At 62.4% G+C, this 14,574-nt stretch carries 14 protein-coding genes; 10 read left to right on the forward strand and 4 right to left on the reverse strand.

Going from position 1 to position 14,574, the window contains the following annotated elements; all coding sequences use genetic code 11:
* Positions 1-268 precede the first annotated feature (268 nt).
* Entirely contained in the window at positions 269-730 is a 462-nt protein-coding gene (locus LPU83_RS52890; RefSeq protein ID WP_024313889.1) for a tRNA (cytidine(34)-2'-O)-methyltransferase, read from the forward strand.
* 198 nt (positions 731-928) lie between these two features.
* Positions 929-2,575: a Na/Pi cotransporter family protein gene (locus tag LPU83_RS52895; RefSeq protein ID WP_024313890.1), complete on the forward strand. Its 1,647-nt coding sequence runs from the start codon at positions 929-931 to the stop codon at positions 2,573-2,575.
* A 6-nt stretch (positions 2,576-2,581) separates the two neighbouring features.
* On the opposite strand, the gene LPU83_RS52900 is transcribed toward LPU83_RS52895, so the two are convergent.
* A complete protein-coding gene (locus LPU83_RS52900; RefSeq protein ID WP_024313891.1) occupies positions 2,582-2,842 on the reverse strand; it encodes a hypothetical protein in 261 nt (86 codons plus the stop codon).
* Positions 2,843-3,009: 167 nt separating this feature from the next.
* Between LPU83_RS52900 and hemF the strand changes: the two genes are divergently transcribed.
* The 3 genes from hemF to LPU83_RS52915 all read left to right on the forward strand — a co-directional run bounded on the left by hemF (position 3,010) and on the right by LPU83_RS52915 (position 4,578).
* Positions 3,010-3,924, forward strand: coding sequence for an oxygen-dependent coproporphyrinogen oxidase (hemF, locus tag LPU83_RS52905; RefSeq protein WP_024313892.1), 915 nt, complete (start codon positions 3,010-3,012; stop codon positions 3,922-3,924).
* 91 nt (positions 3,925-4,015) lie between these two features.
* A complete protein-coding gene (locus LPU83_RS52910; RefSeq protein ID WP_024313893.1) occupies positions 4,016-4,276 on the forward strand; it encodes a hypothetical protein in 261 nt (86 codons plus the stop codon).
* A 116-nt stretch (positions 4,277-4,392) separates the two neighbouring features.
* A complete protein-coding gene (locus tag LPU83_RS52915) occupies positions 4,393-4,578 on the forward strand; it encodes a DUF1059 domain-containing protein (protein ID WP_024313894.1) in 186 nt (61 codons plus the stop codon).
* A 1-nt stretch (position 4,579) separates the two neighbouring features.
* On the opposite strand, the gene LPU83_RS52920 is transcribed toward LPU83_RS52915, so the two are convergent.
* The 3 genes from LPU83_RS52920 to LPU83_RS52930 are packed head-to-tail and all read right to left on the reverse strand — an operon-like array spanning position 4,580 to position 7,100.
* On the reverse strand, positions 4,580-5,833 hold the full coding sequence (locus LPU83_RS52920; RefSeq protein WP_024313895.1) for a CCA tRNA nucleotidyltransferase: 1,254 nt from the start codon (positions 5,831-5,833) through the stop codon (positions 4,580-4,582).
* The gene (locus LPU83_RS52925; protein WP_024313896.1) at positions 5,830-6,480 is read right to left on the reverse strand and encodes a CoA pyrophosphatase; all 651 of its coding nucleotides are present in this window, start codon (positions 6,478-6,480) and stop codon (positions 5,830-5,832) included. The genes LPU83_RS52920 and LPU83_RS52925 overlap by 4 nt, the downstream gene beginning before the upstream one ends.
* Positions 6,477-7,100, reverse strand: a complete 624-nt coding sequence (locus tag LPU83_RS52930) for a DUF1285 domain-containing protein (protein ID WP_024313897.1) — start codon at positions 7,098-7,100, stop codon at positions 6,477-6,479. The genes LPU83_RS52925 and LPU83_RS52930 overlap by 4 nt, the downstream gene beginning before the upstream one ends.
* A gap of 158 nt (positions 7,101-7,258) precedes the next feature.
* On the opposite strand from LPU83_RS52930, the gene LPU83_RS52935 reads away from it, so the two are divergent.
* Genes LPU83_RS52935 through LPU83_RS52955 form a run of 5 tightly spaced genes read left to right on the forward strand, consistent with a single transcriptional unit; the run spans position 7,259 to position 14,507 of the window.
* The gene (locus tag LPU83_RS52935; protein ID WP_024313898.1) at positions 7,259-8,269 is read left to right on the forward strand and encodes an AAA family ATPase; all 1,011 of its coding nucleotides are present in this window, start codon (positions 7,259-7,261) and stop codon (positions 8,267-8,269) included.
* A gap of 12 nt (positions 8,270-8,281) precedes the next feature.
* Positions 8,282-9,202, forward strand: coding sequence for a DUF58 domain-containing protein (locus LPU83_RS52940; protein ID WP_024313899.1), 921 nt, complete (start codon positions 8,282-8,284; stop codon positions 9,200-9,202).
* The gene (locus tag LPU83_RS52945; RefSeq protein WP_024313900.1) at positions 9,199-12,012 is read left to right on the forward strand and encodes a DUF4159 domain-containing protein; all 2,814 of its coding nucleotides are present in this window, start codon (positions 9,199-9,201) and stop codon (positions 12,010-12,012) included. Before LPU83_RS52940 ends, LPU83_RS52945 begins: the two co-directional genes overlap by 4 nt.
* Position 12,013: 1 nt before the next feature.
* Positions 12,014-14,083, forward strand: a complete 2,070-nt coding sequence (locus LPU83_RS52950; protein ID WP_024313901.1) for a membrane protein — start codon at positions 12,014-12,016, stop codon at positions 14,081-14,083.
* Positions 14,084-14,087: 4 nt separating this feature from the next.
* Positions 14,088-14,507, forward strand: coding sequence for a GNAT family N-acetyltransferase (locus LPU83_RS52955; protein ID WP_024313902.1), 420 nt, complete (start codon positions 14,088-14,090; stop codon positions 14,505-14,507).
* Positions 14,508-14,574: the final 67 nt, after the last annotated feature.

Here is a 14,574-nt window from a genome sequence, read left to right on the forward strand (position 1 = left end):
CAAATGGGAATTCAGGAAAGAAATGGCACTAGGCGTGCCAGATCGCCACTCGTGGGTTCACGCGTCGAGAGCGCATACGCGGCAATATTTCCATCTGGCGCTCCCTGCTGGCGATTAAAAGATATGCACCGATAACGCGAATTCGATGAAATTTCCAGCCCCGATCTGCCGGAAATTGAACATTTCAGGGTCAAAATGCGTCCTATTGCACCGAAATCACAGTTGCAATAGGTCTCGTTCGACGAAAACCGAAGAAGACGACCGCACCATGGCAGACCTCAGACTAGCCCTCTATCAGCCTGACATCCCCGGCAATACCGGTACCATCCTGCGTCTTGCCGCCTGCCTCGGCTTTGGTGTCGATATCATCGAGCCGGCGGGCTTTGATATATCGGACCGAAACCTCAAGCGGGCCGGCATGGATTACATCGCCGCAGCCGCCCTCACCCGCCACGTCAATTGGGATCGCTTCGAAGATTGGCGAAAGAACACCGGCCGACGCCTGGTGCTGGCATCCACCAAGTCGTCCGGCCGTTACACCGACTTCGCGTTTCACGCCGACGACATCCTGCTTTTCGGCCGCGAAAGCGCCGGCGTCCCGGACCACGTGCATACGGCAGCCGACGCCCGGATCCTTGTTCCGATGGTTGAAGGTCAACGCTCGATCAATGTTGCCGTCTCGGCCGCGATGATCGTCGGAGAAGCCATGCGGCAGACTGTCTGGGGTTGATTTCCGGCCCGGTGACATGAAATGCCGATAGAGCCCCAGAATATGTCGCGAACGGCGTTGTGAATTTTCCTGAGCGGCGTATAGTTTTTAGCCGGACAATTAAAAAAGTGTGCGGAAGGCCATGTTTTCAATCACTTGGCAAAGAGAGATTCGAACAGGAAGGCGCCTGTTCGCATAAGAGACAAAAGAAACGGTAGAATGGAATCGACGATCGTCATGATCAACCTGTTCGGCGCGGTAGCCCTGCTACTGTTTGGCCTGGCACAGGTAAAGGACGGCGTTTCCCGAGCGTTTGGAGCGCGACTGCGCAGCGGCCTTGCGACCGGCACCCGCAGTGGCTTGCGCTCGTTCGCGTCCGGCTTCGTCGCCACGGTCGCGCTGCAGAGCTCGACCGCGACGGCCCTGATGGTCGCCTCCTTCGTCGAGCGCGAACTGGTGAAGCAGCGCATGGCGCAAGTCGTCCTGCTCGGCGCCAATGTCGGAACCGCGGTGACCGCCTGGATCGTCGCCACCGGCATCGCGTGGCTGTCTCCTCTGGTGATCCTTGCCGGAATGATCCTTCATCGCAGCGGCTCGTCGGCACGACAGGGCGGCGGCGCGGCCCTGATCGGCATCGGCCTGATGCTGCTGTCGCTGCATCTCCTGAGCAGCGCCACCGAGCCGATGCGGCAGTCGCCCGCCCTTAGTGCCTTCATCGCCCTGCTCGACAATGCCTGGCCGGTCGCACTTGCCTTTGCCACCGGCATCGCCTTCATCTCGTCGTCGAGCCTTGCCGCCGTCGTTCTCATTCTATCGCTTGCCTCGACGGGCATCCTGTCGGCCGGACTGGTCATCGTGCTGGTGCTCGGCGCCAACCTCGGCGGCGCCGTTCCCCCGGTCATTGCCTCGCTCGGCGGGCCGGCAGCCGCCAAGCGCGTCACACTGGGCAATCTGATCGTGCGGGCAACCGGCTGCCTGATCGCGTTGCCGCTCGCAGGCTACGGCGCGGAACTGCTGGCAACGCTGCCGCTGGCGCCGGCAAAACTGCCCGTCGACGCCCATCTCGGCTTCAACCTGATCCTCGCGGCGCTTGCCTGGCCCTTCTCGCGCCCACTCTCGCGGCTGATGCTGAGACTGGTGCCTGACGACACGCAGCCAGACAGCGCACCGAGATACCTCGACCAGCATGAACTTTCGACGCCTGTTGTCGCCCTCGCCAGCGCGACGCGGGAAGTGCTCGGCGTCGGCGATCTGATCGAACGCATGTTGTTGCGCGCCTCGAACGCTTTTGAAAACAACGAGCTGGCGAAGCTCAAGGAAATCCCGTCGCTGGAAAAGCGGGTCGACAGCCTGCAGCAGGAGGTGAAAATCTACCTGTCCAAGCTCGGCCACGCCGGTCTGAGCGAAGAGGATGGTCGCCGCTCCATCGTCATCATCGACTACGCGATCAACCTCGAACATATCGGTGACATCATCGAGAAGGGCCTGACGCCGCAGGTTTCGAAGAAGGTTTCGCTGGGCCTGAAATTTTCCGAGGAGGGCTACGAGGAACTGCGCAAGCTCTTCCACCTGACGATCGACAATCTGCGCATCGCCCAGACGATCCTCGTCACCCGCGACTTCAACCTTGCCAAGCAGCTGATGGAGGTGAAGGTCGAGGTTCGCCGGATGGAGAAGCAGTCCTCGGAACGACATCTGGAGCGCCTGCGCCACGGTCGCGCTGACAGCCTGCAGACAAGCTCATTGCACCTGGACATGCTGCGCGACCTGAAGCGCATCAACGCCCACATTGTTTCGGTCGCACACCCGATCCTCGACGAAAGCGGACTGCTCATCGAAAGCAGGCTGAAAGGCGCCGCCGAGTAACGCCGCTCAGTCGGCCGACGGCAGCCGGCGCATCGTGAATTCGATCTGGTCGCCTTCCAGCTGGCGCCAGCTCTCGACTTCCGTCCAATATGCAGCCTTGGGATATTCGTCGAACCATTCGCGCGCCTTGGCGCGGGCCTCGAGGAGATTGAGGCAATAGGTTTGTCGGACGAAACGGTCGTTCTTGCGGGGCGTGCCTTCCGCCCGGTGGGCAGCAATCCGTCGCTTGAGACCGTCGAACGACGGAGGTCCAGGAATTTTCGTCATGTGCCTACCTCTGTCGGAAAAAGGTAATATCGAAAATCGCGTTTTGCGAGTCGAATCTGAGGAAGCCTCAATCACCTGCTCTGCTGGCAGGACCCTGCCCCAGCTGCTATCAGAGCAGCAAAGACGAAAGCGCGAGTCGACTGGCGACCCGCTCGGAGAGAGACAGAATGGAAAGACCGGAACTTCCGATCGGCCTGCCGGATGATATCGAAGAGAAGAAGTCGACTGCCCGGGCATGGTTCGAAAGTCTTCGCGACACGATCTGCTCCTCGTTCGAAGCGCTGGAAGACGAACTCTCCGGCCCGCTCTGCGATAGAGAGCCGGGCCGCTTTGTGGCGAAGGACTGGTCGCGCGAAAATGGTGCCGGTGGCGGCGGCCGCATGTCGATGATGCACGGCCGCGTCTTCGAGAAGGTTGGGGTGCACACCTCCACCGTCTACGGAGAGTTCGCGCCGGACCTGCGCGCCCAGATGCCCGGCGCCAAGGAGGACCCTCGCTTCTGGGCCTCGGGCATTTCGCTGATCGCCCATCCTGTCAATCCCAACGTGCCGGCCGTTCACATGAACACGCGCATGGTGGTCACCTCGAGCCGCTGGTTTGGGGGCGGCGCCGACCTGACGCCGGTGCTTGATCGCCGCCGCACGCAGGAAGACGAGGACAGCCAGCTCTTCCACAAGGCCATGGAGATTGCCTGCCGAAGCCACTCCGGTGTCGCCGACTACGCCGCCTACAAGACGTGGTGCGACGAGTATTTCTTCCTCAAGCACCGCAACGAGCCGCGCGGCATCGGCGGCATCTTCTATGATTGGCTGCACTCCCGTGAGGAGGCCGGCGGCTGGGACGCCGATTTCGCCTTCACCCGCGACGTCGGAAGGGCGTTTGCCATGGTTTATCCACGGATCGTTCGCTCCAACCTCAATAAACCGTGGACAGACGCGGATCGTGACGAACAATTGATTCGCCGTGGACGCTATGTTGAGTTCAATTTGCTCTATGATCGAGGTACAATCTTTGGCCTCAAGACAGGAGGAAACGTAGAGTCCATTCTCTCATCCTTACCCCCGCTCGTCCGCTGGCCGTGACCTGACAAAAAAACGCGCCGGGAGGGCTTAAATTCGGAGACTGGACTACTAAGTTTATGCATGTACGCGTAACAATCGCAGGAGGATTGTCATGACGATACAAAGCAGCTCTGCAGCACCGGCGGGTGCTCCGGAGCCTCGCCCGCCCATCGATACGCCGGAGTTTTTGAGCCGGATTGCCGAAGGGTTTCGGGCGAAGAGTGGGTCCGATCTGCCACTTTCGTGCTTTATCGAGCAAGTGAAGCTTCAGCTGGCCGGTGGTAAGACGCCGGAAGAACTTGATCGTCTGGCAAAGATTCAGGACAGCAAAGCAGCAATCGATTGCTTCAGAGCCTGGGCGATGCCCGATTAACAAGAAAATGAAAAACCGGCCGGTCCTTCGCGCCGGCCGGAACCTTCCTACCGCTTCGAACATTCAGGCATTACGCAGCGCGTGACGTCGTTGAAATCCGAAAGAAGGAGGAAAGAATGAGACTCTTCGAATGTGGCACGCTCGTCCCCGGATGCGACTGGCATACCAGGGCGAATGATGATGCCGAAATCGTCCGCCGCGCTGTCGAGCATATGCGCAACGCCCACGGCGAAACCGTCATCCGCGAAAACATGATCGAGAACATCAAGGCTCGGATCCGCAACGAGGCGACGGCGGCCTGAGCTATTTTGTCAGATCATTCAGCCGGGCGAGCAGCGCCGCCCGGTCCGGCGTGAAGTTTTCCTCGACCCAGATGTCTTCCAATGCCGACAGCGTCTCACCGACCGGCTTCCCGGCCGGCACGCCCGCGCCCATGACGTCGCCGCCATTGATCGGGAACTTTGGTTTTTTCCAGTTTTCAGCCAGTTCGAGCAGCTTGCCGAGCCTTGCGCAGCGAGCCATCTCCTGCATGTCGGCTTCCGCCTTGCCCCGCGCCGTTGCCAGTGCAAGTTTCAAGCGGGTTGCAATCCCGTCCGCGCCGTGCCGATAGAGCAGCCGCGCAAAGGCGGCCGAAGACAATTCATCGTTGATAACGGGCGCCCTGGTCCACGCTTTGAAATAGGCGGCTTCCGCATTGGCGAGCTTGAGGCGCCTTGCCATCTTCTCCAGGCGATCGGCATCGCAAGGAACGATGGCGGCGAGGCGCAGAAGCGGGTCCGGCTTCCAGCCAAGCGCCCTCTCCGTGTTGATCAGCGTCGGAATGGTGTCGATCCCCCACTTCTCCGTCTCCGGCAGGATTTCGCTGAGCACGCCGACCTGTCGCATCCACAAGAGCGCCCGCCCGGGATCCTCCACGCTGAACAGCTTACGGAGTTCCGACCAGACCCGTTCGGCAGAAAGCGTCTTCAGCTTGGCGCGAGCCGATGCGCACGCCCTCAGCCCCTCGGCATCCGGACGGCCCGAACCATAATAGGCGAAAAACCGGAAAAATCGCAGGATACGCAGATAGTCCTCGGCAACACGCGTCGCGGCGTCCCCGATGAAGCGGATGTTGCGCTTCTCGATATCGGCAAGTCCACCGACCAGGTCGATCACATCGCCCTTGGAGTCGACATAAAGCGCATTGATCGTCAGGTCGCGGCGCTCCGCGTCAGTCTGCCAATCCGAGCTGAAGGCAACCTTGGCCCGGCGTCCGTCGGTCTCGACATCGGCCCTCAGCGTCGTGATTTCGAAGGGCTTGCCGTCGATGACAAGGGTCACCGTACCATGTGCAACGCCTGTCGGAACGGCTTTGATGGCAGCGGCGGCGGCGCGTTTGATGACCTGTTCCGGCGTGAGTGTCGTGGCCACGTCGATATCGCTGACGGGCAGACCCATCAGGCTGTTGCGGACCGCCCCGCCGACGACGCGCCCCTCTGCGCCGTCGGCGTTGAGAAGCGACAACACGCGTGTCAGAGCCGGATCCTTAAACCAAGCCTCGTGGCCAAGGTTGGTCATGCATAGAGCCTTTCATAGAGGGTGCGGACGATGCCCGCGGTAATGCCCCAGATCATCCGGCTTTCATAGGGCATCCGGTAGAAATGTCGTTCGAGACCGTCGAGCACACGCCTGTCGCGGCTGTGATTGGCCGGGTTCATGAGAAAGGACAGCGGCACTTCGAAGACGTCATCCACCTCGGTGGGGTTAAGCTTCAATTCGAAGCCGCGCCGGACGACCGCGAGCACCGGCGTAATACGGAAGCCAGTCGACGCGAGGTAGTTCGGAAGCCGCGCCACGGTCTCGACAAACGACCCGTCGATACCGATTTCCTCCTCGGTTTCCCGGATTGCAGCTCTTTCTGCGGATCCGTCGATGGCATCGATCTTGCCGCCCGGAAACGCGATCTGTCCGGAATGTTTGCGCAGTGTCGCTGTGCGCTGCGTGAAGATGACATGCGCCTCGTCCCCGTCGTCGATCACCGGCACCAGGACCGCAGCATCACGAAGCTTGAAGGACTCCACCTGCGCGACGATATCAGGATTGAGGATGTGATCGCCGTGGTCGCGCCATGACATATCCACCGGTCCGCCGCTCTGATGAAGCGCGCGACGACGAAATTCGGCCGCGGAATAGAGCGCGTGGCGGTCAGTCAAAACGTTGTTCATCGGGAAAGCTTATCCAGTTCGTCCGCCGGCATGACGGCAAACGTCACGCCACCGGAGCGCAGGCAGAACATCGTCTTGCCATCGACCTCAAGGCGTTCGCCGCATTCGACGAGTTCGTACATGATCGGGCGGGAAACCAGCGCCTCCAGTTGCCCGCGCACATGAAGATAGGGCTTCAACTGGCTGTTTTCGCCGTGAATTACAAAGCGGAGAGGATGCTCCACTCCGGCCTCTATCACGTCGCCAACATTGGTCCGGAACGTCAGCAACGGCTCGCCATCTCTTTCGCCGGCATTCATTTCAACCGCCACAAAGGGTGCGTCGACGACCCGGATGCCGACCTTTTCCACAGGCGTTACAAGATACGTCTTCCCGTCCTCATCCTTTCGGAGGACCGTTGAAAACAGTCTGACGAGCGGCGCCCGGCCGATCGGCGTTCCCATGTAGAACCATGTGCCGTCGGCGCGGATTTCCATGTCGATATCGCCACAGAAGGGCGGGTTCCATTTATCGACGGGAGGAAGCCCGCGCGTTTTGCTGCCCGCATCGCCGGCGGCGCGTGAAATCAGCGCTGCAAGACCGGCCGCGTCCGTCGTTGCTTTGATCTCTTCGGCTGCCATTCTTCTGTCCCGGTTTGTGTTTAACTCCAGAAGGTCACGAGATAGTCATTCGGAACCAACTTGTCAGCCCGCAACATCTCCATAACTCTATCTGGTATGAGGCTTGCGAGTAAGTCTGCCGATTCGCGACGAATGATATCAGCCGCTGGAGATGCCTAATGGGTATGATGAAGACCGAAGCCCCGCTTGATGAAAAGGCGATCGTCGCCGCGGCCGAGAAGGCACTTGCAGATATCGCCGCCATCCGGGGCGAAGTCTCCAAGGTGATCTTCGGCCAGGAAAGCGTCGTCGAGAACACCCTGCTTGCGGTTCTCTCGGGCGGCCATGCCCTGCTGGTGGGTGTGCCGGGTCTCGCCAAGACCAAACTCGTCACCACGCTCGGCGAAGTGCTTGGCCTCGCCTCCAACCGCATCCAGTTCACGCCGGATCTGATGCCGTCCGACATTCTTGGCTCGGAGGTGATGGACCAGGACGAGAGCGGCCGCCGCTCCTTCCGTTTCGTCAAGGGACCCGTGTTCGCCCAGCTCCTCATGGCCGACGAAATCAACCGCGCGTCGCCGCGCACGCAGTCGGCTTTGCTGCAGTCGATGCAGGAGTACCACATCACCGTCGCCGGTCATCGCTACGACCTGCCGGCCCCATTCCACGTCCTCGCCACTCAAAATCCACTGGAGCAGGAAGGCACCTACCCCTTGCCCGAGGCACAGCTCGACCGCTTCCTTCTCCAGGTCGACGTCCACTATCCGGAGCTCGCTGCCGAGCGACAGATCCTGCTCGAGACGACTGGCATCGGCGAAACGGCGCCGCAAGCAATCCTGAGTGCCGAGCGCCTCGTCGAAATCCAGACGCTCATCCGCCAGATGCCGGTGAGCGACAAAGTGGTCGACGCCATCCTCGCGCTTGTCCGTTCCGCCCGTCCGGGTCAGGGAAACGCCTCGACCGACAAGAACGTCGCCTGGGGTCCCGGCCCACGTGCCGGCCAGGCCATGATGCTCTGCGCCCGCGCCCGTGCCCTCTACGAAGGCCGCCTCGCACCGTCTGTCGACGACGTCCACGCGCTCGCCGAACCCGTCCTGCAGCACCGCATGGCGCTGACATTCGCGGCGCGCGCAGAAGGCATGTCGGTTCGTGATGTCATTGCCGCGCTGGTCAAGCAGGCCAAGGGATAAGGAAGCGTCTGCGTGGCACCCATCGGACAGATCGTCAATGCGACTTCGGGCAACGACGCCCTTGCTCGCGCAAGGCAGCGGGCAAGCCTGGTGCCGGATTGTCTGGTCGAGGCCAAGCGCATCGCCAACACGGTGATCGCCGGTTGGCATGGCCGCCGCAAACGCGGTATCGGCGAGAATTTCTGGCAGTTCCGTCCCTATACCGAGGGCGAGAGCCTGTCGCGCATCGATTGGCGCCGGTCCGCGCGCGACGATCACACCTACATCCGCGACCGCGAGTGGGAGGCTGCCCATACGATCTGGCTCTGGGCCGACATGTCTCCCTCGATGATGTACAAATCGACTTTCGGAAACGCCTCGAAGGAAGGCCGGGCACTCGTCATCATGCTGGCGCTTGCAGAGATTCTCGCGCGCTCCGGCGAGCGCATCGGATGCCCAGGCGTCATGGAACCGATCGCCGCGCGCAACGCTGCAGAGCGACTTGCAACGGCATTGATGCATACTCCGCTGAGCGGAGGCCTCCCGGAAACGGCCATGATTCGCGGCTGGAGCGAACTTGTGCTGATCGGTGATTTCCTCGACGACGCGCGTGCGGTCATGGCGCGCATCGGTCCCTTGGCGCGGCGCGGTCTGCGCGGCCACGTGATCGAGATCGCCGACCCGGCCGAAGAGCTCTTCCCCTATGATGGCCGCACCGAATTCACCGATCCCGAGACCGGTTCGAAACTGACAACCGGCCGCGCCGAGCATATCCGCGAAGCCTATACCCGCGCCTATCTCGGCCGCAGGGACGATCTCGGCCAGGCGCTGCGCCACATGGGCTGGACCTTTGTCAGCCATCGCACCGACCATCTCGCCTCCGAAGCACTGGTCGCCGTTCACATGTATCTGTCGGGTATGCCGGCCAGCGCGACGCATGGAGGGCAACGATGAACGCCCTTCCCTTCGCTTTCGCCTATCCTGCAATCCTCGGCGCGCTCGTCGCCCTGCCGATCATATGGTGGCTGCTGCGATTGACGCCGCCGCGCCCGAAGACCGAAGTCTTCCCGCCGCTGAAGATTCTCGCGACGGTTCTGAAGCGAGAGGAAACCCCGGCCCAGAGCCCCTGGTGGCTGACGCTGCTGCGCATGCTGCTTGCCGCGGCCGTCATCCTGGCGATCGCCGACCCTGTCTTCAATCCACGCGCGAATTCAATCGCTGCCGGCGGTCCGCTCGTGCTCTTTGTTGACAATGGCTGGGCTACGTCGCCGGATTGGGATCAGCGCGTCAAGACCGCCGACGCGCTGATTGACGACGCGGAAGCGGCCGGGACCCCTGTTGCCATCGCCTTCACCGCCGATCCGACCAACGACGCGGTTCCAGGAACGGCGTCCGTTGCCCGCGACAAGCTGCGCGCCGCGCAGCCGAAGCCGCTCGTGCCCGACCGCCAGCGCGCGTTTGAGGCGCTGCGTGCCGCCTTGAACGGCGTCCATCCCGGCACCCTCGCCTTCCTCACCGATGGCGCCGCCGCAAGCGACAGCGACGCAACGATCCGCCAACTTTCCGACCTCTCGCCTGCCCAGTTGCGCTTGGTGTCCGGCGACGCGGCCGAGACGATCGCCATCACGTCAGCCAACAATGCCGCGGATGCGATGACGGTGACCGCCACGCGCCTCGACAGCGCGGGTGCCGCATCGCTGCCCATGACCGCGCAGGATACACAAGGTCGCGCAATCGCCGCCGGTTCGATCGACTTCCAACAGGGGCAGAGCGTTGCCACTGGATCGATCACCGCACCGTTTGAAATGCGCAACGACTTCGCGCGCGTCAGCATTGACAGCCACGCCACGGCAGGCGCCGTGCATCTGCTCGATGATGGCTTCAAGCGCCGCCGCGTCGTCCTATTGTCCGGCGAAGTCGGCGATACGTTCCAGCCGCTGCTTTCGCCGCTCTATTACATTCAGCGCGCCCTGCAGCCCTATGCCGATCTGATAGAGCCGAACACGCCCGATCTCGCGTCCTCGATCCCGGATCTCCTGACGCAGAATCCGTCCGTGATCATCATGGCTGACATCGGCCGCCTGCCCCAGGAAACCTACGCGCCGTTGCAGCGCTGGATCGCGAATGGCGGAACCTTGATCCGCTTTGCCGGGCCGCGCCTTGCCGCCGCTCCGGCCGACGACCCGCTGGTTCCGGTCACGCTGCGCCAGGGCGAGCGTGCGCTTGGCGGCGCGCTGTCCTGGGCCGAACCGCAGCCGCTGGCCGAGTTTCCGGGATTCGGCCCGTTCGCTGGAATGGCGAAGCCGACGGACGTCACCATCAAGCGTCAGGTTCTCGCTGAGCCGACGCCTGATCTCGCCGAGCGCACCTGGGCAAGCCTTGCCGATGGGACACCGCTCGTGACCACGAAGCCGATCAATGCCGGCCGGATCGTCCTCTTCCACGTCAGCGCCGAGGCCACGTGGTCCAACCTGCCGATTTCGGGCAATTTCGTCGAAATGCTGCGCCGCCTCGTCCAGTTGTCGCGCTCGGGTGGTGTCAACGCCGAAGCGAATGGCGCTTCGAGCGCCGAGGCGTTGCCACCCTTCCGCCTGTTGACGGCCAGGGGCGCGCTGACGACCGAGACCGGCACAGCGCGTCCGCTGATCCCCAACGCGAAGGTCACGCCGCTTGCCAGCTTTGACAACCCGCCTGGCCTGTATGGGTCCGAGGAAGGATTTACCGCTCTGAACGTGCTGCCGAAGAACGCCGAACTGAGGCCACTCGACACGTCGGGGATCACCATCGTTCGCGAGGGACTGATCGGCGGTGAAACCTGGTCTGCAAAGCCTGCCCTGTTCCTGATCGCCTTCCTGCTGCTGCTGGCCGACAGCCTGATCGTGATGTTCATGAGCGGCGCCTTCTCGCGGCTGCGCCCAGCGGCCCGCACGGCAGCGCTTGTCGCCGTTGCTCTGAGTGCAGCAATCTTGCTGCAGCCCGGACAATCGCATGCAGATGACGCCAAGCCAGGCGACGAGCAGATCTTCCAGCGGCTCGACAATACGCACCTCGCCTTCGTCGTTACCGGCGAACAGGACGTCGATCGTATCTCCGAACGGGGGCTCGAGGGCCTGACGGACTTCCTGACCTATCGCACCACACTGGAGCCGTCGCCACCTGTTGGTCTGGATCTCACGAAGGATGAGCTCGCCTTCTACCCGATCATCTATTGGCCCGTCTCGGCGACCGCGCCGATGCCTTCGGCAGCGGCGATCAACAAGATTGACGCCTACATGCGCTCCGGCGGAACTGTGCTCTTCGACACACGCGACCAGTTCAGCGCACTCGACAACAATGGCGGCTCGGTCAGCGCCAATGGCGAGCGGCTGCAGCAGATCCTTGCCAATCTCGATATTCCGCCGTTGGAACCAGTGCCATCGGACCACGTGCTGACGAAATCCTTCTACCTGCTGTCGAGCTTCCCCGGCCGCTACACCGGAAGCCCCCTCTGGATCGAAGCGCGACAGGAAAACCGTGCCGCGGATGCCAAGTCGACCGGCACGGCAGACGGCGTTTCGCCGATCCTCATCACGGGCAACGACTTTGCCGGCGCCTGGGCCGTCGACGACAACGGGGTGCCGATGTTGCCGACGGTTCCGCCGGACGAGACGCAGCGCGAATACGCCTACCGCAGCGGCGTCAACATCATGATGTATATGCTGACCGGCAACTACAAGACCGATCAGGTCCACGTTCCCGCTCTCCTGGAACGGTTGGGACAGTGACATGACGGTTGATTTTTCGCCTTTCATTCCTTGGCCGGTCCTGGCGGGTCTGGCAGTCATTGTCGTCGCAACCGCCGCCTTTGCCATCTGGCGCCGGGTGCGCGGTGCCTGGATCCGCTCGATTGCTGCGCTTGCTTTGCTGACCGCCCTCGCCAACCCGCTGTTGCTGCAGGAAGATCGCGAGCAACTGTCGACCGTCGTGCCCGTCATCGTCGACCGCAGCCAGAGCCAAGAGACGCCTGAACGCATCAAGATGACCGACGATGCCCTGGCGCAGTTGAAGGAGCGTCTTGCTCGCTTCCCCAATATCGAACCGCGCTACGTCGACGCGACGGAACCGGACGATTCCGACGCACCCTCGACCCGGCTGTTCAACGCGCTTTCCGCGGCTGTCGCGGATGTGCCGCCCGCGCGCATTGGCGGCGCGATCATGCTGACGGACGGCGAGGTCCATGACGTTCCCGCCGTCAACCAGGCACTTGGCTTCGATGCACCGATCCACGGCCTGATCACGGGTAAAGCCAACGAATTCGACCGCCGTATCGAAGTCGTCAAGGCACCACGCTTCGGCATCGTCAACGAGGAGCAGCAATTGCTGCTGCGCGTCTTCGACGACGGCCCAAGCCCAGGCGGCACGGCCAATGTCACGGTCAAGCTCAACGGCAACGAGATCGCCACGCTCCAGGCCACGCCCGGTCGCGACACGCCGTTTTCGTTCAAGGTCGAACGCGGCGGCAGCAACGTTCTCGAATTTTCGGTCAGCGGCCTTCCAGGCGAGGTTACCGAGGCAAACAACCGCGCCGTCCATGTGATTGACGGCATTCGCGAGAACCTGCGCGTTCTGCTTGTCTCCGGCGAGCCGCATGCCGGCGAACGCGCCTGGCGCAACCTCCTGAAATCGGATGCGTCGGTGGATCTCGTCCATTTCACCATCCTGCGCCCGCCCGAAAAGCAGGACGGCACGCCGATCAACGAGCTGTCGCTGATCGCCTTCCCGACCCGCGAGCTGTTCGTCGACAAGATCAAGGACTTCGACCTGATCATCTTCGACCGCTACCAGCACCGTGGCGTGCTGCCGATCCTCTACTACGACTACATCGCCCAGTATGTGGAAAATGGCGGCGCCCTTTTGATCGCAGCTGGCCCTGAACACGCCGGCCAGGATTCGATTGCGCTGACGCCGCTGTCATCCGTGCTGCCGGCCGCCCCGACCGGCCAGATGATCGAGAAGGCGTTCTATCCCAGGCTTTCGGAAGAGGGCCGCAAGCATCCGGTCACCCGTGGCCTCGACGGATCCGCTGACGAGCCGCCTCATTGGGGCCGGTGGTTCCGCAGTGTCGATGTCGAGCCGCCGCAGGGCCAGACGGTAATGGTCGGAGCCGACAACCATCCGCTCCTCGTTCTCAATCGCGCCGGACAGGGTCGCGTCGCCATGCTGCTCTCCGACCAGGGCTGGCTGTGGGCCCGTGGCTTCGAGGGCGGTGGTCCGCATGTGTCGCTCTATCGCCGCGTCGCCCACTGGCTGATGAAAGAGCCGGCCCTTGAGGAAGAGGCGCTGACCGCTCGGGCATCCGGTCGCACGCTGGAGATCACGCGCCAGACGATCGGCGCCAACCCCGGCAACGCGACGGTGCGCTATCCCTCCGGCAAGACGGAGACGCTGACGCTGACGCAAGCCGAGCCCGGCCTCTTCAAAGCCGAGAAGAAGATGGACGAGATCGGCCTCTTCGAAATCAGGAACGGCGAGATGACGACGCTCGTTCATGTCGGCGCGGTCGATGCGCCGGAATTCAAGGCGATGATCTCGACGAGCGAGGCGTTGAAGCCCATTGCCGACAAGTCGAAGGGCCTCGTCACCCGCGTTTCCGATGCCAGCGGCGGGATCAGCATTCCGCCGATCCTGCCGGTTCGTGGCCAGGTCCGCGTTGCCGACAACGATCGCATGCAGATCCACCTTACCAACGAAACGGTGCTGAAAGGCATCAACACGCTGCCGCTGTTTGCCGGCTTCGCCGGTGTCGGTATCCTGTTGCTTGCATTCGGCGCCATGTGGTGGCGCGAAGGGCGTTAGCGGCATGGCTGAGTTTGAGGTCACAGGCTCGCCCGCTGCCGATGATCTCACGACGATCGGCGACGCGCTCTCGGCGTTCAATCTCGATGATGTTGGCCCTTCCGAACGCCGGCCGCTCGCGGTTCTCATTCGTGATACCGATGGAAACGTCAGCGGAGGCCTTTCCGGCTATACCGCCTGGGGCTGGCTGTTCACGCAGTTGCTGTACATTCCCGACAAGGAACGGGGCAAGGGCATGGCTGGCCAGATCCTTGCGTTGGCCGAAGAGGAAGCGGCCGCACGCGGCTGCCGCGGTGCCTGGATCGATACATTCAATCCGCAGGCGCTGCGGGCATACCAGCGCCAAGGCTACGAGATCTTCGGCGAATTGCCTGAATTCCCGAAAGGCCGCACCCGCACATTTCTGCGCAAGTGTCTCGATTAGACGCCGCAACAAGGTGCGCGATTTCGCCAGACATCGATGCTCCACCGTCCGGCCGAACGGTGGAGCA

It is taken from the genome of Rhizobium favelukesii, assembly GCF_000577275.2.
Taxonomy (GTDB): domain Bacteria; phylum Pseudomonadota; class Alphaproteobacteria; order Rhizobiales; family Rhizobiaceae; genus Rhizobium; species Rhizobium favelukesii.

Coding starts and splice junctions, on each gene's coding strand:
- LPU83_RS52945 (WP_024313900.1), top strand. CDS start 9,199: ATGAACGCCCTTCCCTTCGCTTTCGCCTATCCTGCAATCCTCGGCGCG.
- LPU83_RS52895 (WP_024313890.1), top strand. CDS start 929: ATGGAATCGACGATCGTCATGATCAACCTGTTCGGCGCGGTAGCCCTG.
- LPU83_RS52915 (WP_024313894.1), top strand. CDS start 4,393: ATGAGACTCTTCGAATGTGGCACGCTCGTCCCCGGATGCGACTGGCAT.
- LPU83_RS52890 (WP_024313889.1), top strand. CDS start 269: ATGGCAGACCTCAGACTAGCCCTCTATCAGCCTGACATCCCCGGCAAT.
- LPU83_RS52920 (WP_024313895.1), bottom strand. CDS start 5,833: ATGACCAACCTTGGCCACGAGGCTTGGTTTAAGGATCCGGCTCTGACA.
- LPU83_RS52935 (WP_024313898.1), top strand. CDS start 7,259: ATGGGTATGATGAAGACCGAAGCCCCGCTTGATGAAAAGGCGATCGTC.
- LPU83_RS52950 (WP_024313901.1), top strand. CDS start 12,014: ATGACGGTTGATTTTTCGCCTTTCATTCCTTGGCCGGTCCTGGCGGGT.
- LPU83_RS52955 (WP_024313902.1), top strand. CDS start 14,088: ATGGCTGAGTTTGAGGTCACAGGCTCGCCCGCTGCCGATGATCTCACG.
- LPU83_RS52910 (WP_024313893.1), top strand. CDS start 4,016: ATGACGATACAAAGCAGCTCTGCAGCACCGGCGGGTGCTCCGGAGCCT.
- LPU83_RS52925 (WP_024313896.1), bottom strand. CDS start 6,480: ATGAACAACGTTTTGACTGACCGCCACGCGCTCTATTCCGCGGCCGAA.
- LPU83_RS52930 (WP_024313897.1), bottom strand. CDS start 7,100: ATGGCAGCCGAAGAGATCAAAGCAACGACGGACGCGGCCGGTCTTGCA.
- LPU83_RS52900 (WP_024313891.1), bottom strand. CDS start 2,842: ATGACGAAAATTCCTGGACCTCCGTCGTTCGACGGTCTCAAGCGACGG.
- hemF (WP_024313892.1), top strand. CDS start 3,010: ATGGAAAGACCGGAACTTCCGATCGGCCTGCCGGATGATATCGAAGAG.